This window comes from uncultured Kocuria sp., from assembly GCF_947500125.1.
GTDB lineage: Bacteria > Actinomycetota > Actinomycetes > Actinomycetales > Micrococcaceae > Kocuria.
Window position 1 is genome coordinate 122,548 of sequence record NZ_CANMRA010000004.1, and the last position, 25,505, is coordinate 148,052.

General features: G+C 73.9%; 23 protein-coding genes and 2 pseudogenes. 13 read left to right on the forward strand and 12 right to left on the reverse strand.

What is annotated here, in order from left to right:
* Positions 1-23: 23 nt before the first annotated feature.
* Positions 24-1,286 carry a glycerophosphodiester phosphodiesterase family protein gene (locus tag Q0817_RS04135; protein ID WP_298584744.1) on the reverse strand — a complete coding sequence of 421 codons (1,263 nt, stop codon included), beginning with the start codon at positions 1,284-1,286 and terminating at the stop codon, positions 24-26.
* Between the two features lie 296 nt (positions 1,287-1,582).
* Here Q0817_RS04135 and Q0817_RS04140 point away from each other — a divergent pair, with 296 nt between their 5' ends.
* Positions 1,583-2,143, forward strand: coding sequence for a hypothetical protein (locus Q0817_RS04140; protein WP_298584747.1), 561 nt, complete (start codon positions 1,583-1,585; stop codon positions 2,141-2,143).
* A gap of 80 nt (positions 2,144-2,223) precedes the next feature.
* Here Q0817_RS04140 and Q0817_RS04145 read toward each other — a convergent pair whose 3' ends face one another.
* Together Q0817_RS04145 and Q0817_RS04150 are read right to left on the reverse strand one after the other, a co-directional pair.
* Positions 2,224-4,635 carry a TIM-barrel domain-containing protein gene (locus tag Q0817_RS04145; RefSeq protein ID WP_298584750.1) on the reverse strand — a complete coding sequence of 804 codons (2,412 nt, stop codon included), beginning with the start codon at positions 4,633-4,635 and terminating at the stop codon, positions 2,224-2,226.
* Between the two features lie 34 nt (positions 4,636-4,669).
* Entirely contained in the window at positions 4,670-5,587 is a 918-nt protein-coding gene (locus tag Q0817_RS04150) for an IS982 family transposase (RefSeq protein ID WP_298584753.1), read from the reverse strand.
* A 214-nt stretch (positions 5,588-5,801) separates the two neighbouring features.
* On the opposite strand from Q0817_RS04150, the gene Q0817_RS04155 reads away from it, so the two are divergent.
* The 3 genes from Q0817_RS04155 to Q0817_RS04165 are packed head-to-tail and all read left to right on the forward strand — an operon-like array spanning position 5,802 to position 8,154.
* A complete protein-coding gene (locus tag Q0817_RS04155; RefSeq protein ID WP_298584755.1) occupies positions 5,802-7,025 on the forward strand; it encodes an LLM class flavin-dependent oxidoreductase in 1,224 nt (407 codons plus the stop codon).
* Positions 7,022-7,711: a CE1759 family FMN reductase gene (locus tag Q0817_RS04160; protein WP_298584757.1), complete on the forward strand. Its 690-nt coding sequence runs from the start codon at positions 7,022-7,024 to the stop codon at positions 7,709-7,711. The genes Q0817_RS04155 and Q0817_RS04160 overlap by 4 nt, the downstream gene beginning before the upstream one ends.
* The gene (locus Q0817_RS04165; protein WP_298584759.1) at positions 7,708-8,154 is read left to right on the forward strand and encodes a MarR family winged helix-turn-helix transcriptional regulator; all 447 of its coding nucleotides are present in this window, start codon (positions 7,708-7,710) and stop codon (positions 8,152-8,154) included. Before Q0817_RS04160 ends, Q0817_RS04165 begins: the two co-directional genes overlap by 4 nt.
* 37 nt (positions 8,155-8,191) lie before the next feature.
* On the opposite strand, the gene Q0817_RS04170 is transcribed toward Q0817_RS04165, so the two are convergent.
* From Q0817_RS04170 to Q0817_RS04185, 4 genes are all read right to left on the reverse strand, one after another.
* A complete protein-coding gene (locus tag Q0817_RS04170; RefSeq protein WP_298584761.1) occupies positions 8,192-8,698 on the reverse strand; it encodes a hypothetical protein in 507 nt (168 codons plus the stop codon).
* A 171-nt stretch (positions 8,699-8,869) separates the two neighbouring features.
* Positions 8,870-10,027: an acetate/propionate family kinase gene (locus Q0817_RS04175; RefSeq protein WP_298584763.1), complete on the reverse strand. Its 1,158-nt coding sequence runs from the start codon at positions 10,025-10,027 to the stop codon at positions 8,870-8,872.
* Between the two features lie 49 nt (positions 10,028-10,076).
* On the reverse strand, positions 10,077-12,170 hold the full coding sequence (gene pta / locus Q0817_RS04180; RefSeq protein WP_298584765.1) for a phosphate acetyltransferase: 2,094 nt from the start codon (positions 12,168-12,170) through the stop codon (positions 10,077-10,079).
* Between the two features lie 145 nt (positions 12,171-12,315).
* On the reverse strand, positions 12,316-12,573 hold the full coding sequence (locus tag Q0817_RS04185) for a metal-sensitive transcriptional regulator (protein WP_058875528.1): 258 nt from the start codon (positions 12,571-12,573) through the stop codon (positions 12,316-12,318).
* Positions 12,574-12,696: 123 nt separating this feature from the next.
* On the opposite strand from Q0817_RS04185, the gene Q0817_RS04190 reads away from it, so the two are divergent.
* The 5 genes and pseudogenes from Q0817_RS04190 to Q0817_RS04210 form a co-directional block, all read left to right on the forward strand.
* On the forward strand, positions 12,697-13,266 hold the full coding sequence (locus Q0817_RS04190; RefSeq protein ID WP_298584771.1) for a rhodanese-like domain-containing protein: 570 nt from the start codon (positions 12,697-12,699) through the stop codon (positions 13,264-13,266).
* 165 nt (positions 13,267-13,431) lie between these two features.
* A complete protein-coding gene (locus tag Q0817_RS04195; protein WP_298584774.1) occupies positions 13,432-13,749 on the forward strand; it encodes a thiamine-binding protein in 318 nt (105 codons plus the stop codon).
* A gap of 71 nt (positions 13,750-13,820) precedes the next feature.
* A complete protein-coding gene (locus Q0817_RS04200) occupies positions 13,821-14,288 on the forward strand; it encodes a GNAT family N-acetyltransferase (RefSeq protein ID WP_298584941.1) in 468 nt (155 codons plus the stop codon).
* Positions 14,285-15,124: pseudogene (locus tag Q0817_RS04205) on the forward strand (fused MFS/spermidine synthase); the annotation flags it as partial. The gene Q0817_RS04200 and the pseudogene Q0817_RS04205, both read left to right, overlap by 4 nt.
* Positions 15,125-15,262: 138 nt before the next feature.
* Positions 15,263-16,072: pseudogene (locus Q0817_RS04210) on the forward strand (macrolide 2'-phosphotransferase); the annotation flags it as partial.
* Between the two features lie 159 nt (positions 16,073-16,231).
* On the opposite strand, the gene Q0817_RS04215 reads toward Q0817_RS04210, so the two are convergent.
* From Q0817_RS04215 to Q0817_RS04225, 3 genes are all read right to left on the reverse strand, one after another.
* Positions 16,232-17,581, reverse strand: a complete 1,350-nt coding sequence (locus tag Q0817_RS04215; protein WP_298584777.1) for an NAD(P)/FAD-dependent oxidoreductase — start codon at positions 17,579-17,581, stop codon at positions 16,232-16,234.
* 171 nt (positions 17,582-17,752) lie between these two features.
* Positions 17,753-18,748, reverse strand: coding sequence for an alpha/beta fold hydrolase (locus tag Q0817_RS04220; RefSeq protein WP_298584779.1), 996 nt, complete (start codon positions 18,746-18,748; stop codon positions 17,753-17,755).
* Entirely contained in the window at positions 18,745-20,352 is a 1,608-nt protein-coding gene (locus tag Q0817_RS04225; RefSeq protein WP_298584781.1) for an NAD(P)/FAD-dependent oxidoreductase, read from the reverse strand. Before Q0817_RS04225 ends, Q0817_RS04220 begins: the two co-directional genes overlap by 4 nt.
* Positions 20,353-20,421: 69 nt before the next feature.
* On the opposite strand from Q0817_RS04225, the gene Q0817_RS04230 reads away from it, so the two are divergent.
* The 3 genes from Q0817_RS04230 to Q0817_RS04240 all read left to right on the forward strand — a co-directional run bounded on the left by Q0817_RS04230 (position 20,422) and on the right by Q0817_RS04240 (position 22,840).
* Positions 20,422-21,447 (forward strand): AraC family transcriptional regulator, encoded by a 1,026-nt coding sequence (locus tag Q0817_RS04230; protein ID WP_298584784.1) that lies wholly within the window; start codon positions 20,422-20,424, stop codon positions 21,445-21,447.
* Positions 21,448-21,580: 133 nt separating this feature from the next.
* Entirely contained in the window at positions 21,581-22,465 is an 885-nt protein-coding gene (locus Q0817_RS04235; RefSeq protein ID WP_298584786.1) for an SDR family oxidoreductase, read from the forward strand.
* Between the two features lie 9 nt (positions 22,466-22,474).
* Positions 22,475-22,840, forward strand: a complete 366-nt coding sequence (locus Q0817_RS04240; protein WP_298584788.1) for a VOC family protein — start codon at positions 22,475-22,477, stop codon at positions 22,838-22,840.
* Between the two features lie 10 nt (positions 22,841-22,850).
* On the opposite strand, the gene Q0817_RS04245 is transcribed toward Q0817_RS04240, so the two are convergent.
* Positions 22,851-23,240, reverse strand: coding sequence for a YchJ family protein (locus Q0817_RS04245; RefSeq protein ID WP_298584790.1), 390 nt, complete (start codon positions 23,238-23,240; stop codon positions 22,851-22,853).
* Positions 23,237-24,706, reverse strand: coding sequence for an NCS2 family permease (locus tag Q0817_RS04250; protein ID WP_298584792.1), 1,470 nt, complete (start codon positions 24,704-24,706; stop codon positions 23,237-23,239). The genes Q0817_RS04245 and Q0817_RS04250 overlap by 4 nt, the downstream gene beginning before the upstream one ends.
* 294 nt (positions 24,707-25,000) lie before the next feature.
* Here Q0817_RS04250 and Q0817_RS04255 point away from each other — a divergent pair, with 294 nt between their 5' ends.
* Entirely contained in the window at positions 25,001-25,480 is a 480-nt protein-coding gene (locus tag Q0817_RS04255) for a general stress protein (protein WP_298584794.1), read from the forward strand.
* Positions 25,481-25,505 lie beyond the last annotated feature (25 nt).

Consider the following 25,505-nt stretch of genomic DNA (forward strand, 5'->3'; position numbering starts at 1 on the left):
ACAGCGGATGGGATGATCCTGGCTCAGTTCGCGAAGACGTCCTGCAGCGTGTCCTCGTCGGTCCACAGCGCGACGGAGTCGCCGCCGTTGTTGAGCACGGAACCCGTGCCGCCGTTGTAGTAGGCGCCCTCGGTGTCGGTCCCGGGTCCGGTGTGGATGCGCAGCTGCGCGCCCGGGGCCAGCTCGTAGCCCTCACCCACCGCCAGGACGTTGTTGGCGGCGTCGCGCAGGAGCCAGCCGCTGACGTCCACGGTGCGGGGGCCGGTGTTGGTGAGCACCACGTGCTCACCGATCTCCGGCTGGAGGTCGTTGCCCGGGACGTCGTTGACCGAGTCGGCGATCTGCACACCGTGCTCGGCGGGGTAGGGGTTCTGTCCGTCGAGGTAGCGGCCGGTCTGGATCGGGAAGTCCCCGGTGACCATGTCCACGCCGAGGTCGATCACGGCCTGGACGGCCTCGGGGGAGTTCACGGTGTAGACCCCCAGGTCCAGCCCGGCGGCGTCGACGCGCGTGACGCCCTCGGCGTCCAGGGCCCGGTAGTTGGTGCCCACGGAGTCCACGAAACCGGCCCACCGCTCCAGCGTCGCGGTGTCGGGCACCGTGCCGGTCAGCTGCTGCAGGGGCACCTCGGGGGCGAGCGCGGCGAAGGCCCGGTTGGAGGTCTCGTCGAAGCCGATGACGGTGACCTTGCCGGCGGCCAGCAGCTGCGCCCAGTCCTTGTCCTGGGCGAGGGACTCGGCCACGACCTGTTCGATGCCCGGGGAGTTCGTGGGGGACTTGATCTCGATGTAGACGCCGGTGTTGACGGTGGCGACCTTCGCGGCGTCGTCGAGGTGCGGGATCTTCTCGCCGGCGAACTTCTGGTCGAAGGAGGAGCCGGCGTCGAGCTGCTGGAGCTCGGCCCAGGTGAAGGAGGTGATCGGGTCGTGCTCGCGGCCCGGGAAGACCTCGGCGACGTTCGTGGTGCGCGCCGGGGTGTTGTCGTGGAACAGGAACGGCACCCCGTCGGCGCTGAGCTGGACGTCGATCTCGAGGTAGTCGACCCCGGCGGCGCGGGCGTCCTTGAACGCGGACACGGTGTTCTCCGGCGCGGTGCCGGCAGCACCGCGGTGGCCGATCACCAGGGGGCGGTCCTCCGCGGCGACGGAGGCGGCCGGGGGCGCAGCGGGGACGGTCGCGGTGGGGGCGGCCACGGCAGGGGCCGACACCCCGATCAGGGCGACGGCCGACAGGGCGCCGGCGGCAGCGGTGTGGAGCGGGCGGAACGGGGAGCGGGGGGTGCTCATGGGGGGAGCGTCCTTCCGGTCGGCAGTGGTGGCACGGCCAGTCAACGGGGGCGAAGAGACCCCCGGATCAACGCGAGGTGAAGCGCAGACGAGGAGCGGGCAACGTGGATCCGCCGCCCGGGACGTGGCCGGCGCCGCCGGGAGCGTGCTCCTGCCCGCCGACGTGCAGGTGGCGTGGTCCCACAGGCTCATGACGGACCACAGGTTCATGACGGACCACAGGTTCATGACGGAATACGCCCTGGGGCTGCACCGTTGACATGGCGACGCCAACGTCCAGTGGTCAGGAGGCCGGCTTGTCCCCCTCACGACCGGCGCGCGACGGCAGCGGTCCCCAGGAGCCCGAGCGGTCCGGCCTGGACGCCGAGATCGATGCGCTGATCAGCGCCTACCAGGAGCTGCACAAGGACGACGCACGCCTGCGGCGGATCGAGCGCACCAGCTGCACGGGTCACCAGGTCCTCGGCGACGGGACCGGGGGGCGGATCCGCGAGATCCGTGAGGAGCAGATCGCCCCCGAGCTGAGGACCCAGGACCTCCAGCGGGTCGCCGCCGGGCTGCTGCGCACCGAGGCGGACATGAGGGCCTACGCCGCCCGTTTCGCCCAGTGCGGCACCGCGCAGGACCCGGCGGGACGGAACCTGGACCGCCAGGCGCACGCGCTGGACGCCGCGGGCAGACAGTGGCTGCTGATGATCGGCCAGAACAGGGACCACGGACTGGTCGCCTGCCGCTTCGTCCGGGAGAGGGGCATCCCGCACGCCCGGGTGGTGTCCTTCACCGCCGAACGGCTGTCGCTGCCGATCCTCGTCGTCGAGCTCGGCCCGGACGAGGGCGGACCCGCCGCAGGGCGCTGATCCGCGGCGGCTGAGCGGCGCGGACGGCGCCACGACTCCTGCAGACCGCCCTTGTAGACCGCCCCGTGCGGGCCGCCCCGTCATCGCACGGCCAGCACCAGCTCCGTGAGCGCGCTCAGCAGCGGTCCCTCGACCCCGAGGGCGGGCGCCTGCCCGAGCGCCCCCACGGGGTCTCGCCGCACGGCCTCGTGCACCCGCTGCTTGACCTCGTAGCCGATCTGGGCGTCGTTGAGCAGGTCGAAGACGCGGGCGGCGGGATCCGGGGCGGCCACGGTGCGCAGTCCGGCCGACCGCACTCCGATCCGCGCCCCGGGCGCAACTCCCTCGACGGTGAGGGAGGTGCGGTGCCCGCGCACCCCGTCCCCGTGCCGGGCGGCCCGGACGGGCACGCTCTGCCCGTCCACGGTCACGGTGAGCTCCGTCAGCTCCTCGAACCCGATGAACGTGAGGACCCAGGTGCGCGCCGCCGGAACGCACCCGAGGTGGCCCCGCGCCGGGCCCACCGTGAACTCCCCGGCGGCGACGTCGAGGGCGAGCGGAGTGCGCGCCCAGCGGCCGGGGTCGCGGCCGTCGCCCCTGTCGTCGTCCTCGTCGAGCACGGAGGCGTGGGAGGCGCCGGCGACCACGAGGACCTCCAGCTCGGCGGGGTTGCCGATGCCCGGCGCGGCGTCGTCGTCGGGCCCGGCGAGGGGCACGATCGCGCCGGCCCGGGCCAGAACGGGGACGTCCTCCAGGCGGCGGTGCAGCACCAGCTCCCGCCCGCCGTCATAGACGGTGCCCGTGCACAGGTCCGTCCAGGACCCCTCCGGCAGCCACACCGTCACCGCCGCGCGGGTGACCACGGGGTCCGCGGGGGAGGTGACCGGGGCGACCATCAGCTCGGCCCCGAACAGGTACTGGTGCCCGTACCGGTAGGCCTGCTCCGCCTCGGGGTGCTCGTAGTACAGCGGACGCACCAGGGGGACGCCCTCCACGGCGGCGGCCCGGTTCGCGGTGTGCAGGTACGGGACCAGGCGGTGCCGCAGGCGGAGGCCGCGTTCCATGACCTCCGCGTAGGGGGCGCGGTAGCGCCACGGCTCCTTGGCGATGAAGTCGTTGTCGCCCGAGTGCAGGCGCAGGATCGGCGAGAACACCCCGAACTGCAGCCAGCGGGTGGCCAGCTCGTCGTCGCGGGCGCCGAAGATGTGCCCGCCGATGTCGTGGCTCCACCAGCCGAAGCCGATGTTCGCCGCCGTCGCCGTGAAGTACGGCTGGAACGCCAGCGAGGCCCAGGAGATGACGGTGTCTCCCGAGAAGCCCACCGGGTACCGGTGGCTGCCCGGCCCGGCGTAGCGGGAGAGCGTCAGCGGACGGGACCCGTCCGCGCCCGAGTCCAGGAAGTGGTAGTGGTTGAGCACCCACAGGGGGTCCACGCCCGGCAGCCGGGAGTGCGGCCCGGACTGCCAGTCGATCCACCAGAAGTCCACGCCGTCGGCCTCCAGGCCGCGGTGCAGGACCTCGAAGTACGCGGCCACGAAGTCGCGGTCGGTGACGTCGAAGGCCACGGGCTCCTCCGACCCCGGGTCCCGGCCCAGGGCCTCGAGCATCGCGGGGTGCGCGTCCTCGAAGGAGCGCACCCCGTCGGCCGGGTGCAGGTTGAGCGTGACCCGGTAGCCGCGCTCGTGCGCCCACGCGAGGAAGCCGCGGGGGTCCGGGAACAGCTCCCGGTTCCAGGTGTAGCCCGTCCAGCCCGAGCCGTGCCGGCGCTCCACGTGCTCGTCGGTGAGGTGCCAGTCCATGTCCACCACCAGCACGGAGAACGGCAGCCGGTGCCGTTCGAAGTCGGCGACCAGCTGCCGGTGCTCGGCCTCGTCGTAGGCGTGGTAGCGGCTCCACCAGTTGCCGAGCGCCCAGCGGGGCAGGACGGGCTGCGGCCCCGAGAGGGCGTAGAAGTCCCGCAGCGCCTGCTGGTGCTCGTGGCCCCAGCCGAAGAAGTAGAGGTCCACGGCGCCCTCCTCGCCGCCGCGCGGCGCGTACCAGCCGTCCTCCGTGAGCAGCACCGAGGCGGAGTCGTCGACCACCCCGAAGCCCTCGCGGGACGTGATGCCCGGCTCGAGCGGGATGGGCCCGTCCGCCTCGTCCAGGGTGCGCGCGGTCCCGCCCAGGGTGGGGGCCGGGGCGCCGTAGCGCCACACGCTGTGGTAGTTGGTCACACCGCCGCGGATCTGCGCGGACAGTCCCGTGGGGCTGAAGGCGCCCTCGTCGTAGCTGAGGTGGATCCGCTCCGTCAGGAGTTCGATCCCCGAGTCCGTGCGCTGCACCCGGAAGTCGGGCACCGGGAACCGGCGGTCCACGGCGAACGCGGACGGGCGGTCCTCGAAGCGCCCGGTGGGGCTGTACTCCAGGCGCAGCAGCCCGGGGCTCAGCACGCTGATGCGGTAGCGCTCGCCGGCGACGACGGCGCCCGGGTCGACGGTCCCGGTTCCGGGGGGACGGAAGTGGGGGAGAGGCATGCGTCCACCCTAGATGAGTAATTCCAAGGGGTGGTCAGTGGTCGTAGGCGGTCAGGGATCGACGGACCCCGGTGCCGAGACGGTCGTTGTGCCAGATCGCGGTCGTGAGGGCCAGCAGCCGCTGGGCGATCCGGGCGCAGACGCCACGGACGGTGCGTCCGCCGTGGCGCTCCAGGTCCAGGTGGGCCTTGAGGGTGTTGTTGACGGACTCGATGATCTGGCGCAGGGGCTTGAAGAACCGGGCCCCGGGACGGGGTGCCTCCCCCGCCCGGGCCGGGCGCAGCAGCTCGAGCCCGGCCTCCTCCAGCTCGGTCTCGAACGCTTTGCCGTAGTAGTTCTTGTCGGCGATCACCAGCTGCCGGCTCCGGTGCGCATCGGTCAGCCCGGGCGTGCCGGTGAGGATCTCGGTGAGCACCGCCCGCTCGTCGGCCTTCGCCCCGGTCAGCGCCCAGCCCACCGGCAGCCCGTGCACAGTGGCCACCAGGTGCAGGCGCAGTCCCCAGAAGTAGCGGGAGTGGGAGGCGCAGTAGCCGTACTGCGCCCACCCCACCAGGGCCGAGCGTTTGACCGTTTCCCTCGACCGGGCGCACTCCACCGGGGTGGAGTCGACCAGCCACACGTCGTCACCGGCGATGGTCGTGTCCGCGGCCAGGACCCCGATGAGCCAGGCCATCGTGTCGGTCAGGGCCCGCAGGCGTTTGTTGTACCCGGGTTGCTGGGGCTGGTGCGGAAACAGATGGCGCAGGTGCACCCCGGCGTGGCGCAGCCAGCGGGCCTCGCTGGTGAACCCGCCCAGGGCCTGGAGCACGGCCAGGGTGATCAGTTCCGCGTCCGTGATCCGCGGTGCGATCCCGGTCGGTGGGCGGTGCGGGGCGCGGTCGGAATGGGCCTTCAACAAGTCATCGGCCGTGACGTACAGTGCGGTGGCGAGGGTGTCCAGATCGGCGTCCACGACGGACCTCCAGGGGTTCGGCGACACGGGTAGCAACGCCGATTCTGGGCACCCTCGCCCCATCCCGCCAAGACCCCCACCCCTTGGAATTACTCATCTAGGCGGGCCCGGACGGGAATAATCCGGCCCGGGGGTGCCTTGTAGGGAGTAGTTCAAATTTGAAGCAAGTGTGCGGGGCGTCCGGTCGGGCGCCGCTGCGGAGCAGGAGGACGACATGCAGTTCGGCATCTTCACCATCGGGGACGTCACCGAGGACCCCACCACGGGGCGCACCCCCACCGAGCACGAGGGGATCAGGGCCACGGTCGAGATCGCGAAGAAGGCCGAGGAGGTGGGCCTGGACGTCTTCGCCACGGGCCAGCACCACAACCCGCCGTTCGTGGCCCCGGCGAACCCGCCGATCCTGCTGGCGAGCATCGCGGCGCAGACCGAGCGGATCCAGCTGTCCACGGCCACCACCCTGATCACCACCACCGACCCGGTGCGCATCGCCGAGGACTACGCCTATCTCCAGCACCTCTCCGGCGGGCGGGTGGACCTCACCATGGGGCGGGGCAACACCGGCCCGGTCTATCCGTGGTTCGGCCAGGACATCCGGCAGGGCATCCCCCTGGCGATCGAGCACTACAGCCTGCTTCACCGGCTGTGGCGGGAGGACGTGGTCAACTGGCAGGGCCGGTTCCGCAGTGCCCTGCAGGGCTTCACCTCGACCCCGCGCCCGCTCGACGACGTGGCCCCCTTCGTGTGGCACGGGTCCATCCGCTCCCCCGAGATCCCGGAGCAGGCCGCCTACTACGGCGACGGCTTCTTCCACAACAACATCTTCTGGCCCGCCGAGCACACCCGCCGGATGGTGGAGTTCTACCGGGCCCGCTACGAGCACTACGGCCACGGCGCCGCCGACCAGGCGATCGTGGGCCTGGGCGGCCAGGTGTTCATGCGCCGGAACTCCCAGGACGCCGTGCGGGAGTTCCGCCCCTACTTCGACAACGCCCCCGTCTACGGCCACGGGCCCTCGCTGGAGGACTTCACGGAGCAGACGCCGCTGACGGTGGGCTCCCCGCAGCAGGTCATCGAGAAGACCCTCGCGTTCCGCGACTACGCCGGCGACTACCAGCGCCAGCTGTTCCTGATGGACCACGCGGGCCTGCCGCTGAAGACCGTCCTGGAGCAGCTGGACCTGCTCGGCGAGGAGGTCGTGCCCGTGCTGCGCCGGGAGTTCGCCGCGCTCAAGCCCGCCCACGTGCCGGAGGCCCCGACCCACGCCTCGCTGGTGGCCCGCCGGCGCGCCGGCCAGGACCCGGTGCCCGGCGGCACCGAGGACTCGCCCGCCGGGCGGGCCCGCGCCGCCCAGGCCACGACGCAGACCACGCAGCAGACCACGCAGCAGACCACGCAGCAGACCACGCAGCAGACCACGGAGAGGGCCCACCGATGAGCGACCGCCACCTCACGACGACGACGGATCCCGCCGGGGTGCACCCGCTCACCCTGGTGGTGGTCTCGGCGGGGATGTCCGACGCGTCCTCCACCTCGCTGCTGGCCGACCGGCTCGCCGAGGCGGTCCGCGACGGACTGGACGGGGCGCCGGTGCGGATCGAGCGCGTGGACCTGCGCCCGCTGGCCCACGCCATCGCCGACCACCTGCTCACCGGGTTCCCCGGTCCGCCGCTGCGGGCCGCGCTGGAGGCGGTCACGCGGGCGGACGCCCTGATCGCGGCCACCCCGACGTTCAAGGCGTCCTACTCGGGGCTGTTCAAGTCCTTCTTCGACCTCCTCGACGAGGCCGCACTGGAGGATCTGCCCGTGCTGGTGGCCGCCACCGGGGGCACCGCGCGCCACTCCCTGATGCTCGACTCGGCCATGCGCCCGCTCTTCGCCCACCTCAAGGCCCTCGTGCTGCCCCTGGGGGTCTACGCGGCCACGGAGGACTGGGCCGGGGTCTCGCTCGAGTCGCGCATCCGGCGGGCGGGCGCCCAGCTGGCGCGCCTGCTCGCCGCGGGCGCGGGGCAGGACGCACGGACGGCGGGTGCGCTCCCGGCCGGTGCCGCGCGCCAGGAGCGCGGCGACGAGTTCGCCGGGGTCCCGGACTTCGCGGACCTGCTCGCCCGGGCCGGCCGGTGACCGGTCCCGGGGCCGCCGCGCGCCCGTGGGACGTGTGGCAGCTGTTCTTCGAGACCACCGCCCGGCTGACCACCGAGGTCGAGGCCCGGCTCAAGGAGCACGGCTGCTCGCTCATGGACTACCAGGTGCTCCTGCTGCTGCGCAACGCCGAGGACCACCGGCTGCGGATGGGGGAGCTGGCCCAGCGGATGGTCTTCTCCCCGAGCCGGCTCAGCTACCAGATCGGCGTCCTCGAGAAGCGCGGCTGGGTGCGGCGCCGCCGCTGCGCCGAGGACGCGCGCGGCCTCGAGGCCGAGCTCACGGAGGAGGGGCTGCACGCCTTCCGCCGCCTGCGGCCAGCCCACGCCCGCGACGTCGAGGAGCTGTTCCTCGACGCCCTGGAGGGCGACGACGCCGAACGGCTGGCCGCCGTCATGCACCGGCTGGCCCGCAACCTGGCCTGAGGGCGGGGCGGCCACGGCGTCCCGGCCGCCCGGCCGGTCAGCGCAGTGCGGCCCGCACCCCGGGGCGGACGGCCACCACGAGCCAGGCCACGTCCACGACGGCCTTGAGCGCGCCCGTCACGAGCCCGATCGAGGTGCCCGTGGCAACCACGAGCACCAGCACGGCGTTGGCCAGGGTGCTCAGGAGCGCCATGGACGCGAAGACGATGCCGAGGATCCACGCCCACTGCCGCTGCTCGCGCAGCGGGAAGTACACCAGGGCGTAGAGCCCGGCGGTGAGCCCGAAGCCGAAGAGGACCGAGATGACGAGGGCGATCGTCCCGAACGGCGTCCCCGCGGGCACGCCGGAATACTGCTCGGGCGCCGCCAGGTATCCCACCGCGCCGCCGAGGACCGCGACCACGAAGGACGCCACGGTGAGCCGGAGCAGCAGCCGGAGGTCGGGGGTCATCGGTGGCCGGGGCGGGCGGGCCGTCGCGTAGGGCGGTGCGCCGAGCGGCGGAGGGCCGCCGTGGCCCCGGGGTTCGTAGGGCTGCTGGGACATCGTCGGTGCCTCCTGGCGCAAGGGTCCGTCACAGGGGAGGGGTCCCGTCAGGGGCCCAGCACCGAACCTATCGGCCGGAGTCGCTTTTGCGAACACCCGGCGGGGCGACGTCCTCTGTGCGGCGGCCCGTGACGCCCGGACCGGCTCGGACGGCCTGACGCCCGGACCGGCTCAGGCGCCGGGCCGCTCGCCCGCGACGAGGGCCGCGGTCGCCGCCGCGATCGCCTGCTCCTCGTCGGTGGGCACCACGAGCACCTCGAGCGCGGAGCCCGGTGCGGAGATCCGGCGCACCTCCCGCGAGCGGGCGGCGTTGGCGTCGTCGTCGAGCACGACCCCGAGGGCCCCCAGTCGGCCGCAGACGCGGGCGCGGAAGGCCGAGGCGTTCTCCCCGATCCCGGCCGTGAAGACCAGCGCCTGCGCGCCGTCCACGGCCACGTGGTAGCCGCCCACGTACTTCGCCAGGCGGTGGGCGGCCATCTCCAGGGCCAGCTCGGCGCGCTCGTCGCCGCGGTCGGCGGCCTCCTGGACGGCGCGCATGTCGTGGTCGCCGGCGATCGCCCGCAGACCCGACTCCTTGTTGAGCACGGCGTCGAGCCGCTCGGGGGTCATCCCCGGGTCCCGGCGCAGGACGGCGGTGACCACGGAGGGGTCCAGGTCCCCGGTGCGGGTGCCCATCACGAGACCCGCCAGGGGGGTGTAGCCCATCGAGGTGTCGTAGGAGGCGCCGTCCTTGACCGCCGTCACCGACGCGCCGTTGCCCAGGTGCGCCACCACGCAGCTGAACCGTTCGCGCGGGACGCCCAGGAACTGCGCCGCCTGCCCCGTCACCCAGTCGTGGGAGGTGCCGTGGAACCCGTAGCGGCGGATGCCCCAGCGCTCGTAGAACTCCTCCGGCACCGCGTAGCGCCACACGTGCTCGGGCATGGTGCGGTGGAAGGCGGTGTCGAAGACGCAGATCTGCGGCAGGTGCGGCCACGTCTTCTGCACGGCCCGCAGACCCAGCACGGCGGCGGGGTTGTGCAGGGGCGCCAGCGGGACCAGCCGCTCGATGTCGCGGATGATCTCGTTGGTCGCGAGCACCGGCGCGGAGAACCGCTCGCCGCCGTGGACCACGCGGTGGCCCGCGGCGTCGATCGTGCGCCCCTCCAGCTCGGTCTCGAGGCGCTCCGCGAGCAGCTCGAGCGCCTGCGTGTGGTCCTGGATCCGCGAGCTGCCGATGTTCTCGATCAGCCCGGAGGCCAGCACCGTCCCGCCGTCCTCGCCGGCCTCGAGCTCCCGGACCTGGTACTTGAGCGAGGATGAGCCGCAGTTGACGACGAGCACGAGCATGGAGGACTCCCTGGGGCAGTGGGGACGGGGACGGGGACGGCGGGCCGGGTCACATGCCCTGCGCCTGGATCGCGGTGATCGCGACCGTGTTGACGATGTCGTCCACGGTGCACCCGCGCGAGAGGTCGTTGACGGGCTTGCGCAGCCCCTGCAGCACCGGGCCCACGGCCACGGCCCCGGCCGACTGCTGGACGGCCTTGTAGGTGTTGTTGCCGGTGTTGAGGTCCGGGAAGACGAACACGGTCGCCCGGCCGGCCACGGCGGAGCCGGGCAGCTTCGAGGCCGCGATCGAGGCGTCCACCGCGGCGTCGTACTGGATGGGGCCCTCCACCTCGAGCTCCGGGTCCGCGTCGCGCACGATCTCGGTGGCCGCCCGGACCTTGTCCACGTCCTCGCCGGAGCCGGACCCGCCGGTCGAGTAGGACAGCATCGCCACCTTGGGCTCCACCCCGAACCGGCGGGCGGTGCGGGCGGAGGCGAGGGCGATGTCCGCGAGCTGCTGGGCGTCCGGGTTGGGGTTCACGGCGCAGTCGCCGTAGACCAGTACGCGGTCCTCGAGGAGCATGAAGAACACGGAGGAGACGATCTTCACGCCCTCGGAGGTCTTCACGAACTCCAGGGCCGGGCGGATCGTGTTGGCGGTGGTGTGCGCGGCCCCGGAGACCATGCCGTCCACGTCCCCCATCTGCACCATCATGGTGCCGAAGTAGGAGCCGTCCAGCATCCGCTCCAGCGCGGTCTCCTTCTGCACGCCCTTGTGGGCGCGCAGCCGCACGTACTCCCCGGCGTACTTCTCGCGCAGCGCCTCGTCGTGCTCGAAGTCCACGAGGGTCAGCCCCTCCTCGGCGAAGTCGAGGTTGATGCCCTCCGTCTGGCACAGCTGCGCGATCCGCCCGGGGTCGCCGAGGACCGTGAGGTCGCAGAAGTTGCGACGGTGGATCATCTCGGCGGCCCGCAGGATGCGGGGGTCCTCGCCCTCGGGCAGCACGATGTTCCTCCGCTCCGCCCGGGCGGTCTCGACGAGCTCGTGCAGGAAGCGCAGGGGCGTGCGCTTGGCGGGGCGCGGCAGGTCGAGCCGGCTCACGAGCTCCTCGCCGTCCACCCGCCGGGCCCACTCGCCGAGCGCGGCCGCGACCTTGCGCGGGTGCGCCCCGGAGAGGGTGCCCCGGGTCCGGGACACCTCCCGGGCGGCCCGGTAGGTGTCCAGCCCGGTGGTCAGCACGGGGAACGGCGCCGCGGCGGTGAGCTCCCGGATCCGCCCCTCGGTCTCGAATCCGCCCGTCAGCAGCATCCCGGAGGGGACGGGCAGGGCGGGGGAGAGGGCGGAGGCCAGGGACGCGACGACGATGTCGGAGCGGTCTCCCGGCGTGATGACGAAGTCGCCGTCGGCGAGCTGCTCGAGGTAGTGGCCCACGGTCATCGCGGCGATCTTCACGCCCTTGACGTCGCGGTCCAGGGAGACCGTGGACGGGCCGTCCCCGAAGCCGTGCCGGTCCCGCAGCTCGGCGACGGTGGGCGCGGCGACCGCCTCGTTCTCGGCGATGACGTACACGGGCAGGCCCCGCACGCCGCGGGCGGCGTTGTGCTCGATCTGCTCCACCCAGTCCGGGCGGGCGCGGTTGACGATGACCGCGAAGATGTCGCACCGCACCTGGTTGAGCTCGGCGCGGGTGACCTCGATCGCGTTGAGCACGTCCTCGGGGCTCTCGGACTCGTCGGCGCCGATCACCGCCAGCACGGAGGTGCCGAGGTTGTTGGCCATCCGGGCGTTCATGTCGAACTCGGCGGTGGCCGCGTTGTGCGCCAGGAGGTCGGTGCCGTCCACCACGACCACGTCGCAGTGCCGGGCCATCTCGCCGTAGACGGTCACGGCCATCGCATCGAGCTCGTCGTGGTCCCCGGCGGCGAGCAGCTCCCGGGTGCGGGCCAGGGAGACGCCGCCGCGGCAACGCTCGTCCGGGAGGTCGAAGTTGCGCTTCATCAGCTGCACCATCGGGTCCTCCGCCGGGGTCTCCCCGAGGTGGACGGGCCGGAAGTAGCCCAGACGGTCCGTCTTGCGGAACAGCGAGTCTGCCAGGCCGAGGGCCACGAGCGACTTGCCGGACTGCGGCGTCATGGCGCTGACGTAGATGCCTTGGGTCATGGTGGCGGGGTCCTCCGACGGTCGGGCTGGGTCCGTGCCCAGTGTAGGGCCCGCCCGCCGGAGGTCCCCGCCCGGGAATCGCACCGGTGGCCGCGTCGTTCACCCTGTCGGGTCGCCCGGTCGGGTCTCGCCCGGCCGGGGCCGCTCAGGCCAGGGAGAGGAACATCTTCTCCAGCTCGGCCTTGTCCAGGCTCGGGTCCTCCTGGCGCAGGCACTGGTCCAGGCCGGTGGCGATGATGCTGAAGCCGGCCTTGTCGAGGGCGCGGGAGACCGCGGACAGCTGCGTCACCACGTCCTTGCAGTCGCGGCTCTCCTCGAGCATGCGGATGACGGCGCCGAGCTGGCCCTGGGCCCGCTTGAGGCGGTTGATGGTGGGAGTGAGGTCCTGGGGGTCGAGTTGCACGGGGCGCTCCTGGGTGTGGTGGTCGGCTTCCACCATTCTATACCCCCTGGGGGATCTTGCATACCCAGGGGGGTATGGTGCACACTGGAGTCACACCCACCGCCACCCGGAAGGAACTGCCGCATGACCTCGAAAGTCGCCCCCGCCGAGCTGAAGTCCTGGATCGAGTCCGGCGAGGAGGTCGCCGTCCTCGACGTGCGCTCCGCCGCCGAGTTCGCCGCCGAGCACATCGACGGCGCCTACAACGTCCCCGTCGACCTCGTGGCCGACCACGCGCAGGACATCGCCCAGGCCCTCGGCGGCAAGGTCGCCCTGATCTGCCGCTCCGGCGCCCGGGCCTCCCGTGCCCAGGGCATCCTCTCCTCGGCCGGCACCGAGAACACCTACGTCGTCGACGGCACCGTCGACGACTTCGAGAAGGCCGGCGGCGCGGTCGTCCGCGGCGCCTCGACCTGGGCCATGGACCGTCAGGTCCGCATGGTCGCCGGTTCGCTCGTGCTGGCGAGCGTCGTGGGCGGCCAGCTGGTCTCGCCGAAGCTGCGCGCCGTCGCCGCGGGCGTCGGCGGAGGCCTCGCGTACTCCGCGCTGTCCAACACCTGCGCCATGGCCAACGTGCTCTCGAAGATGCCCTGGAACCAGGGGGCCAAGGATCCCTCCAAGGACGCCGTGCTGGAGCAGCTCGCCGGCCAGTGACCCGCTGACCCGAGCCGCCGAGCTGATCCACAGAGCTGATCCACAGAGCCGATCCACCGATCAGCTCGTCCCGCGCCGGCCCCGCCGCCACGTCACCCACGTGGCGGCGGGGCCGGCGTCGTCCCCGGGGTTCACCCGGGCGCCGCCGGGTGGGAGGATGGGAGCATGCTGGTTGCCTTCTCCGTCTCCCCGTCCGGTGGCGAGAACCCGAGCGGTTCCGTCCACGACGCCGTTGCCGCCGCCGTCCGCGTGGTCCGCGAGTCCGGCCTGCCGCACGAGACCGACGCCATGTTCACCACGATCGAGGGCGAGTGGGACGAGGTCATGGACGTCGTCAAGCGCGCCACCGAGGCCGTGGGCGACTACGGGCCCCGCGTCTCCCTCGTGCTCAAGGCCGACATCCGTCCCGGCCACACGGGCGAGCTGCAGGGCAAGGTCGAGCGCCTCGAGGCCGCGATCCAGCGGCAGGCGATCGAGTCCTGAGCCCTGCCCCCGCCGCGGTCCACCTGGGGGCCGCCGGACCGTCCGAGGCCGAGGCCTGGTCCGCCCTGCACCTGCGCTGCCTCGACGAGACCTACCGTCCGCTCTTCGGCGACGCCTTCGCCGACCGGCAGCAGACCGCGGCCGAGCGCACCGCCGGCTACGACCGCGCCCTCCTGGCCGACCCGGACGTGTGCACCCTCCTCGCGGTCGACGACGAGGGGGCCGCCCTCGGGCTCGTCTCCGCGGGCCCGGCCCCGGCCGCGTGGGAGGGGCGGGCCGGGGTGCCCGCCCCTCCCGTCCCCCTGCAGCTGTTCCAGCTCTACGTGCTGCGGGCCGCCCACGGGACGGGCCTCGGCGCCGCCCTGCTGGACGCCGCGATCGGCCCCGCGGACGCGTACCTGTGGATCATGGACGGCAACGCCCGCGCCGAACGCTTCTACGCCAAGCACGGCTTCCGGTCCCTGGCCGCGTCCTTCCCCGCCGGCGGGCCCTGGACCGGGCAGCACATGCATCGGATGCTGCGGACGGGATCCGCGTGAGCCGCGGGTCTCGCCGCTCGCGCGCCGCGCCGCGGCCCGCCGGTCCCACCGGCCCCGCGGCCGGGTCCTACGAGATCTCGACCGGCACCGCCGAACTCGTGCCGGACGCGTACGCCCCCGGCTCCTGGGTGCTGCACGTCAACGGCGTCCCCTCCTCCCACGTGGACCCGGAGCACCCCGAACGGCTCGACTTCGAGTACATGCGCTGGATCGCCGCGCTCGTGGACGCCCACGTCGGCGCCCACCTGGACCCGGAACGGCTGAGGGTCCTGCACCTCGGCGGCGGCGCCTGCTCCCTGGCCCGGTACCTCGCCCACGCCCACCCCGCGGCGCGGCAGGTCGTCGTCGAGCTCGACGGCCGGCTCGCCGAGCTGGTCCGCGAGTGGTTCGACCTCCCGCGCGCCCCGCTGCTGCGGATCCGGGTGGGGGAGGCCCGGGCCGTCACGGAGTCGCTGAGCCCCGCCACCCGGGACGTCGTGGTCCGTGACGTCTTCGCCGGGACCCTGACCCCCGAGCCGCTGACCACGGTCGAGTTCGCCCGCCACGTGCAGCGCGTCCTGGCCCCGGGCGGGCTGTACGTGCTCAACTGCGGCGACACCCGGGACCTCGCCGGGGCCCGCGCCGAGCTCGCCGCGCTGTCCGAGGTCTTCGAGCACGTCGCCGCCGTGGCGGACCCGGCGATGCTCAAGGGCCGCCGCTACGGCAACATCGTCCTCGCTGCCTCCTCCGTGCCGCTGCCGCTGGAGGGCTCGCCGGGGGCGGCCGCGCTGAGCCGGGAGCTGCTGGGCGGCGCGGTGCCCGCCCAGTACAAGGACGAGGCGTGGGTGCGCTCGTTCGTGGGCGGCACCCCGCCGCGCCACGACCCCGCGACCGAGGGGGCCGCCGTGGAGCCTGAGCCGGCGACCGAGCAGGACGTGCGTGCGCTGGCTCTGCGGCACGGCCTGGACCTGGAGCCGGGCACCGTCCGGTTCAACGAGGCGGGGCTGGACTACCGGGTGGCGTTCGCCGCCGGCTCCGGGACCGGCGAGCAGTGGGTGCTGCGGATCCCGCGCCGCCCCGACGTCGCGGCGAAGGTGGCCGAGGAGCGGCGGATCCTCGCCTTCGTGCGCCCGCGGCTCGCCGTCGCCGTCCCCGACTGGCGGATCTCCGGGCCGGAGCTCGTCGGCTATCCGCTGCTGCCGGGACGGCCCGGCCTCACCCTCGACGCCGCGGGACAGCCGGTCTGGCACTACGACCCGTCCTCGCCGGAGTACGCCCGGTCCCTGGCGGAGGCCGTCGCGTCCCTCCACCGCCTCGACCCCACCGCGGCCGCCGCCGCGGGCGTCCCCGTCGAGACCCCCGACCAGGTGCGCCGCCGGTGGGCGGCCGACCTCGAACGGGTGCTCGGGGAGTTCGACGTCTCCGCGGAGCTCCTGGCCCGGTGGCGGGCGTGGCTCGACGACGACGGCCTGTGGCCGCGCAGCACCGTCCTCACGCACGGAGAGCTCTATCCCGCCCATCTGCTGCTCGACGCCGACAGCCGGATCCTGTCCGTCCTGGACTGGACGACGGCCAGGGTCGGCGACCCGGCCCTGGACTTCATGTACCAGCACCTGATCGCCCCGCCCGGGTCCTTCGCGGTGACCGTCCGCGCCTATGAGGAGCTCACCGGCCGCCACGAACCCCGCCTCGCCGCGCGCTGCGAGGCCCTCGTGGCCGCAGGCCCCCTCAACTACGCCCTCTTCGCCCTGACCTCCGGGGAGCCCGGGCACCGGGCGGCCGCCGCCGCCCAGCTGCGCCCCTGAGGCGTCCCGGTCCTGCCACCGGCCCGTTCCCGCCGCCTTTTCCACGGCCTTTTCCTGCGGCGCTCTTCCTCCGGTCCTTTCCCGGCGACGCCCGGCCGACGGGCCCAAGGCCGTCGGCCGGGCCCGCCGCGGGGCGGGCGTCCCACGGCGGTCCGTCCGCTAGACGTCGAGCTCGTCCAGGGCGGCCTGGTAGGCCTCGTGGTAGGTGGGGAACTGGGCGACCTGGTCGCGCAGCACGTCCAGCGGCAGCTGCGTGCGGATGGCCAGCGAGGCCTGGTGGATCCACTCGCCGGCCATCGGGCCGACCGCCCACGCACCGATCAGCACCTTCCGCTCGGCATCGGCCAGCAGGCCGAGGTGCCCGCGCGGGTCCCGCTCGTAGGTCCAGGGGCGGGCCAGGGACCGCGCCAGGTCCAGCTCGACGGCCGCGGTGCGGATCCCGCGCTGCTCCGCCTGGTCCCCGGTCAGTCCGGCGGTCGCGATCTCGGGGTCGGCGAACACCACCCGCGGGATGCCCTCGTAGCCGGCCGGGCGCGGGCGTCCGAGGATGGCGTCGGCGGCGATCCGCCCCTGGTACTTGGCCACGTGGGTGAAGGGCATGACGCCGGTGACGTCGCCGATCGCCCACAGGTTCTGCCCGGCGCGGCAGTGCTCGTCGACGAGCACCTCGCCGTGCTCGCCCAGCTCCGCCCCGGCGTCCTCGCACCCGAGGTCCTGGGTGCGGGGCCTGCGGCCGGTGCCGAAGATCACGACGTCGGCCACGACCTCGGTCCCGTCGTCGAGGGAGAGGACGCTGTCCTCGCCGACCCGTCGCGCTCCGGTGGCCGAGGCCTGCAGGCGGACGTCCACGCCGGCCTCGACGAGGTAGCCGTGCAGGAGTTCCCCCACCCGTGGCTCCTCCCGGCCCAGCAGCCGTGGGCCGCGGTGGACGAGGGTGACCTCGACCCCGTAGGCGGCCAGGAACGTGGCCGTCTCCACCCCGACCGCGCCGCCGCCGACGATCACCGCCCGCTCCGGCAGATCGCGGGTGGTGTAGGTCTCCCGGTTCGTCCACGCGGTGACCTCCTCGATGCCCTCGATCGGAGGGACGACGGCCTGGGAGCCGGTGGCCAGGACGACGTGCTCGGCGGTGATCTCCCGATCGCCGGCCCGGATCCGGCCCGGTCCCGTGAGACGGGCCTCTCCCCGGATCACGGTGGCGCCCTGGTCGGTGTAGCCCTCGGCCTGGGCGGAGTCGTCCAGGTGCCGGGCCATGACGTCGCGGTACTCCCGGGCCCCGTTCCAATCCAGGTCCGCGCCGGACATCCCGGCGGTCCGGCGGACCTCGGTGCGGGCCTCCACGGGCCGCAGGACCGTCTTGGAGGGGACGCACGCCCAGTAGGCGCACTCCCCGCCGATCAGTTCCCGCTCGAGGATCGCGACCTTCTTCCCGGCCGCGATGAGCCGGCCGGCCACGACCTCACCGCCGGGCCCCATGCCCAGCACCGCCACGTCGAAGTGTTCGCTCATGTCTGTCCCTCGTCCTCCTCGTCGGACTCCTGGCCGGATGCCTGATCGGACTCCCGATCGGGTTGCTGACCGGACACCGTGCTCGGTGGTGCTCCTGCCGGAGGGCGTCACCCTCTCCGGCAGGACGCACCTGCTCGGCGGCGGCTGTGGACCCACGGGGCGCGGGCGTGGTCAACAGGTGGAACGGTACTCCTCGACCGAGGCCACGAATTCCCGGGCCAGCTCCACCAGCTCCTCGGTCCGCTCGATCTGGGGCATGTGGCCGGTGTCCGGGAAGACGTGCAGCCGGGCCTCCGGCAGGGCCGCGGCCGCGGCCTCCGCGTGGTGGGCGGGCAGCACCGCGTCCTGGTCGCCCCACACCACGAGCACGGGCAGGCCCGATGCCCGCACCTTCGCCAGGAGGGCCCTCCGCCACCCCGGCAGCACGCCGACCACCGGCAGTCCGATGCTGCGGTAGGTGCCCAGGAACGTGGCCCGGAAGTCCGGCTGCGAGCCCACCAGCGCCGCGTGCCGGAGCCGCTCCGGGGTGGCCAGGGCGGGGTCGAAGAAGCAGCTCTGGTTCGACCGCACCGCGGCGGCCCGCGCCAGGGGACGGAACCGGTGGCCCACCACGGGCAGGTGGGACAGGCCGCCCCACAGCATGGGCAGGGGGGAGACGTTGGCCTCCCGCCCGAACCCGGCGCTGTCGGCCAGCAGCAGCCCCGCGACCCGCCCGGGGTGCTCGGCGGCCACGGTCATGGCCACGGCGCCACCCAGGGAGTTGCCCATGAGGTGCACCGGCCGGTCCTCGCCGAGCGCGTCGAGCACCCCGACCACGGCGCGGGCGAACGTCCCGAGCCCGGGCTTCTCCGCGCCGGCGGGGGTGAGCCCGAAGCCGGGGAGGTCCATGCTGAGCACCCGGTGGTCCCGCGCCAGCAGCTCGTGGGCGGCCGACCAGTCCTCCAGGCTGCGGCCGATGCCGTGCAGCAGCACGACCGGCGGCGCCTCCGCGGGGCCGGAACGGCGGATGCGCACGGGCCGGCCGGCGACCTCCACCGTCGTCGTCGTGGCGTGGAGCCCCTCGACGCGGACGTCCCCGGCGGAGGCCTCCGCGGCAGGGAGCTCCGCGGCAGGGAGCTCCGCGGTGGAGGCGTCCGCTGCGGGGTGCGAGGTGTGCTGGTCGGTCATGCGTGGGCCTCCTGCGGGCGGGCACCGCGGCGGGCCGCGGTGCGGGGGACGAGGTCGAGGGTCCGCGACAGCGGGGTGCGCAGGGTGGTCGCGGAGTCCAGCAGGTAGTTCTGCCGCACCCGCCACGGGTGCCGGTCGCCCTGGCGCGGGAAGGCGCCGATCGCGCGCTGGACGTAGCCGGAGCTGAGGTCGAGCAGCGGGTGCTCGGCCATGTCCCGGCGCGCGCGCGGCACCACGGCCCCGGCGTCGTGGCGCCGCAGGTGCCGGAGCACCTTGCACACCAGCCGGTGGGTGAGGTCGGCGCGCAGGGTCCAGGACGCGTTGGTGTAGCCGATGCACAGCGCGAAGTTCGGCACGCCGGTGAGCATCGCCCCGTTCCACACGAACTGCTCGGACAGCTCCACCGGCGTCCCGTCCACGGTCAGGACGATCCCGCCGAAGGGGATCAGCCGCAGACCCGTGGCGGTGACCACGAGGTCGGCCTCGAGCACCCGGCCGCCGCCGAGCCGCACGCCCTCCGGCACGAACGTGTCGATCGTGTCGGTGACGACCTCCGCCCGCCCCTTCCGCAGGGCCTTGAACAGGTCCGCGTTCGGCACCGCGCACAGCCGCTGGTCCCACGGGTCGTAGGACGGGGTGAAGTGCTCGGCCACGAGCTCCTCCGAGCCGAGCACGCGCGCGGCCCGGGACGTGAAGAACTGCCGGGCCGCGGCCGGGCGGCGCCGGCAGAACTGGTACACGGCCGTGCTGAACAGGATGTTCTTGGCCCGGATGACCCGGTGGGCGAGCCCCGGGGGCAGGAACCGGCGCAGCACGTCGGCCCGCTTGTCGCGGCCGGGCACGGCGCTGATCCACGTGGGGGAGCGCTGCAGCATCGTCACGCTCGCGGCCTCGGCGGCCATGGCCGGTACCAGGGTCACCGCGGTGGCGCCGCTGCCGACCACCAGCACGCGCCGGCCGGTCCAGTCCAGGTCCTCGGGCCAGAACTGCGGGTGCACCACCCGGCCGCGGAAGTCCTCCAGGCCGGGCAGCACGGGGTCGTGGCCGCGGTCGTAGTCGTAGTAGCCGGCGCACGAGTACAGGAACGAGCACGTCATGGTGCGCCGGTGCACGGTGCCGTCCTCGTCGCGGACCTCCAGGCCCAGGGTCCAGCGCTGCTCGGTCCCGGACCAGTCCGCCGACACCACCCTGGTGCGGAGGCGCAGGTGCTGGCCGATGCCGAACTCCTCCGCCGTCTCGTGGATGTAGGCGAGGATCGACGGTCCGTCGGCGATCGACTGCGGGTCCCGCCACGGCTTGAAGGAGTAGCCGAGCGTGAACATGTCGGAGTCGGAGCGCACGCCCGGGTAGCGGAACAGGTCCCAGGTCCCGCCCAGGGCGTCCCGCGCCTCGAGCACGGCGTAGGACAGCTCGGGGCACTCGGTCTGCAGGCGGTAGGCCGCGCCGATGCCGGACAGGCCGGCTCCGACGACGACGACGTCCCGGTGGTCGGTCCCGCCGGACGACGCGCCGGGGGCCGCGCCGGGGGCCGCGCCGGGGAGCTCGCCGGGGGAGTCGCTGGTGGTCGCACCGGGCGATGCGCTGGCGGTGGAAGGTGCTGGCATGGTTCCAGGATCGCCCGGCGCACCCCGGAAGACTTGACGCTGCGCGACGATTGCTTGACCCTGGGCGACATGACGGTCATCCGGTCCGCGGGTCTGCGCGGCTTCCGCGCCGCGGTCGCGGAGCTCGGCGGCAACGCCGAGGCCCTCGCGGACGCCGCCGGCCTGCCGCGGGCCGCCCTGGACACCGACGACCTCCTGGTGCCGGAGCGGGCCGTGGGGCGGGTGCTCGAGACCGCCGCCCGGGAGCTGTGCTGCCCCGACCTGGGACTGCGGGTCGCCGCCCGGCAGGACCCTGGTGTGCTCGGCCCGCTCGCGCTCGCCGCCCGCCACTCCGAGACGGTGCGCGACGCCCTCGAGTGCACCTCCCGCTACCTGTTCGTCCACGCCCCGTCCCTCGAGCTGGCGCTGGTGCAGGACCCCTACGGCGCCCGCGGGGTGACCGCGGTGCGCTACGGCGGGTCATCCGCGACCGCCCGGGACCCCGGGCACGGCAGTCCCCAGGGCACCGACCTCGGCCTGGGCCTGCTGCACCGGGCCCTGACCTCCCTGGTGGGCGGTCGCTACGGGCTGCGCACGGTCGAGCTGGCCCACCGGCCGGCGGCACCGCTGCGGGCCTACGAGGAGTTCTTCGGCGCGCCCGTGCGCACCGGCCGCCCCGAGGTCCTCCTGCGGATCCCCACGAGCACGCTCGCCCGGCCGCTGCACGGGGACGCCGGGGTCCGGCAGGTGGCGCTCGCCTTCCTCGACACCCAGCTCCCCGGGGCCGGCTCCGCGTGGGCGCCCCGGGTCCGGGGCGTGCTGGTGCAGCTGCTCGGCACCGCGGCCCCGGAGATCGAGGCCGTGGCCCGCGTGCTGGACCTGCACCCCCGCACCCTGCAGCGCCGGCTCGCCGAGGAGGGCACCACCTTCGGCGCCGTCCTCGACGAGACCCGGCGCAGCGCGGCCCTGCGCTGGCTCACCACCACCGACGTCCCGCTCGGCCAGATCGCCGGGCTGGTGGGGCTCTCGGAGTCCTCGGCCCTCACCCGGTGCGCCCGCCGCTGGTGGGGCGCCCCACCGCGGGACGTCCGCCGTCGGGGCCCCCGGACCGCCTGACGGTGTCGCGGCGCGTCAACTTCCTGTCGCGGAGGGTCAAGCGGCGACCGGGGCCCGCCCGCACACTGGACAGCAGGCCCCCGATCCACGACCCCGATCCACGACCCCCGAACCGCGACCCCAGGAGCAGCCCGTGTCCCCGTCCGCACCCTTCCGCTTCGCCGGCGCCACCGCGGTGCTCACCGGCGCCGCCTCCGGCATCGGCGAGCAGCTGGCCCACGGCCTCGCCGCCCGCGGCACCCACCTGGTGCTCCTCGACCGGGACGCGGCGGGACTCGAGACCGTCGCCGGGGCGATCCGTGCCGGGCACCCGGACCTGCCGGTGCGCACGGTCGTGGCCGACCTGGCCGAGCTGTCCGCGCTGCCCGGGGTGGCCGGGCGGATCCGGGCCGAGCACCCGCGGATCGACCTGCTGGTCAACAATGCGGGCGTGGGACTCGGCGGGACCTTCGAGCAGGTCTCCGCCGAGGAGTTCGACTGGCTCATGGACATCAACTTCCGGGCGCCCGTGGTGCTCACCCGCGAGCTGCTGCCCGCCCTGCTCGCCGCCCCCGGCAGCCACCTGGTCAACCTCTCCAGCCTGTTCGGCCTGATCGCCCCGCCCGGACAGGTGGCCTACTCCGCGAGCAAGTACGCCCTGCGCGGGTTCACCGAGGGCCTGCGCCACGAGCTGGCGGGGCGCGTGGGGGTCACCGTGGTCCACCCGGGCGGGGTCCGGACCCGGATCGCCGAGACCGCGCGCACCCCGGCCGTCGTGACCGAGGATCGGGCGCGGAAGGACCGGGAGGACTTCGCGGCGCTGTTGAGCTATCCGGCGGAGCGGGCGGCCGCCGACATCCTCGGGGCCGTGGAGCGGCGCCGGGGTCGGCTGCTCGTGGCCCCCAGCGCCGTGCTGCCGGATCTCGTGGCGCGAGTCCTCCCGGGCTCCTACTGGCCGGTCCTGCGGCACGCACCCCGGGTCCTGAAGCACGCGCCCCGGGTCCTGCGGCGTCTTCCCGGGCGACGGCGCCGGACCTAGGCTGAGCGCATGACCAGCACGCTCTCCGCCGTCGTCGTCGACTGCCGCGATCCCGAGACCCTCGCGCGCTTCTGGTGCGCCGCCCTGGGCTACGTCGTCCACGGGGAGGCCGAGGGCTACGTGGGGATTGTTCCCGCCGAGGGCGGCGGCCCGCACCTGGACTTCGTGCTCGTCCCCGAGCCCCGGACGGTCAAGAACCGCCTGCACCTCGACCTGCGCGCCGTGGACACCGACCAGGACGCGGAGGTCGCGCGCCTGGAGTCCCTCGGGGCCCGTCGCGCGGACGTGGGACAGGGGCCCGAGGTGACCTGGGTGGTGCTGGCCGACCCGGAGGGCAACGAGTTCTGCGTGCTCGCCGACCTCGAGGACGCGTGACCCGGCGGGCTCAGGCGACCACGCCGTCCACGTAGTACCACCGGCCGTCCTCCCGCCGGAATCGCGAGTTCTCCCGCTGGGTCCCCCGGGTGCCGCCCGCACCGCGCCAGTGGGCGGTGAAGTCCACCCACCCCTCGGCGTCGAAGGGACCGCCGCCCGTCACCCCGTGGACGTCCAGCCGGGTCCAGCGCAGTGCGGGGTTCAGCCCCACGGACTCCGGGCGCGTGCCCGGGTGCCACGTGGCCAGCAGATAGGCCTCGTCCCCGGCGGCGAAGGCGCTGAACCGCGAGCGCATGAGCAGCTCGGCCGTGGGCGCCGGGCGGCCGCCGTGGAAGCGGCCGCAGCACGCGCCGTAGGTCTCCCCGGTGCCGCAGGGGCAGCGGGCGTCGTCGTCGATCACGCCATCCAGCCCTCGACCACGCCCTTGCCGAAGAACACCACGAAGGCCGCCGCCACGACGTACATCAGCGGGTGGACCTCCTTGCCGCGTCCCTGCACGAGACGGATGAAGACGTAGGAGACGAAGCCGGCGCCGATGCCGTCCGCGATCGAGTAGGTGAACGGCATGACGGCGAACGTCAGGAAGGAGGGCACGGACAGGCCCCAGTCGTCCCACTCGATGCGCACGACCTGCTTGGCCATGAGGAAGCCCACCACGACCATGGCCGGGGCCACGGCCTCGAACGGCACCACGTTGACCAGCGGGGTGATGAACATGGCGAGCAGGAACAGCACGCCGGTGACCACGTTGGCCAGGCCGGTGCGGGCGCCGTCGGCGATGCCGGTGGAGGACTCCACGAAGATCTGGTTGGAGGACACGGAGCCCGCGCCGCCCGCGATCGCGCCCGCGGCGTCCACGAGCAGGATCTTGTCCACGTTCTGGATCTGCCCGTTGCGGCCCACGAGCCCGGCCTGCTGGGAGAGCCCGACCATCGTGCCCATCGCGTCGAAGAAGATCGAGAGCAGGATCGTGAAGATCAGCAGTGCCGCGGCGAGGGCCCCGAGGCTCTGGAACGCCTCGAGCGGGGCGGCCGAGCCCACGAGGGAGAGGTCCGGCAGCGCCACGAACGAGGTGGGGGCCGCCGGCACCACGAGCGACCACCCGGTGGGGGCGTCCACCGAGGAGCCGGACGGGACGACCGCCTCGAGCACGTGGGCGAGGATCGTCGTGGTGACCACGGCGATCAGGATGGCGCCGCGGACGTTGCGGACGATGAGGGCCACGGTCAGGAGCAGGCCGACCACGAACGTCAGCATGGGCCAGCCCAGCAGCGTCCCGCCGTCGCCGAGCTGCACGGGCACGGTGGTGCCGGCGGCGTCCGGGATGCGGCGCACGAAGCCGGCGTTCACGAAGCCGATCAGAGCGATGAACAGGCCGATGCCCACCACGATGGCGGTCTTCAGGGACGCCGGCACGGCGTTGAACACGGCGGTGCGGAAGCCCGTGAGCACCAGGACGAACATGATCAGACCCGCCCACACCACCAGCCCCATCACCTGCGGCCAGGTGAGCTCCGGGGTGGTCACGATGGTCACGGCGAGGAACGCGTTGACGCCCAGACCGGTGGCGATCGCGAAGGGCGCGCGGGCCACGACGCCCATGAGGATGGTCAGCACACCGGCGACGAGCGCCGTCACGGCGGCGACGCGCTCACCGCCCAGGACGTTGCCGGCGCCGTCCGGGCCGTAGCCGAGGATCAGCGGGTTGAGCACCACGATGTAGCTCATCGCGATGAACGTCGCCACGCCGCCGCGGACCTCGCTCGTCACCGAGGAGCCGCGCTCGCTGATCTTGAAGAAGCGGTCCAGGCCGTTGCGCGGCGGGCCGGAGGGAGTCTCCGTGGAGACGGAAGCGGAGGATGCCATGGTGGTCCTTCAGGCACTCGACGGGAGGGAGCACGACTCCACGAGGAGCGCTCCCGGGCTGACAGCGGCACCGTTGCCACCGGGACGACACTACCTTCCTGCGTCCGGGCGCGTCCCCGGCGCGGGGGCCCGGCCGGGGAGTCGTCGCGGTGCGGAACACCGGGCCGCCAGGACTCGTTGACGTGGTCGTGCGGGCCGCGGTCCGCACGGCCCCCGCGGCCGGCCGGCACCACGGCCGGAGCGGCGAGCGGAACGACGACCGGAACGACGACCGCACGAAGGAGCGCACCCCTCATGAGCCAGCCCTCACCGATCCCTCCCACCGCGTCCGGCAACTACCGGATCCTCCGCACGGTGCCCACCTACGACGCGGCGCAGGAGATCGTCGACACGCTCTCCGACGCCGGGTTCCCCGTGGAGCACGTCCGCGTGGTGGGCACCGGCCTGCGCTCGGTCGAGCAGGTCACCGGGCGGATGACCAACGGGAAGGCCGCCCTCTACGGCATGGCCTCCGGCGCGTGGCTCGGCCTGTTCGTGGGGCTGCTCCTCGGCCTCTTCGCCGTGGGCGCCTGGCTGAGCGTGGTGCTCTGGGGCGTTGCCCTGGGCGCCGTCTGGGGCCTGGTCCTCGGTCTCGTGGGCCACGCCACGACCGGCGGGCGCCGGGACTTCCGCAGCGTGCAGGGCTTCGAGGCCGACGCCTACGACGTCCTGGTCGACGCCGAGCACGTCGACGACGCCGCGGCGCACCTGGCCGGTGAGCGCCCCACGGCCTGAGCGTCCGCCCACGGCACCGGACAGC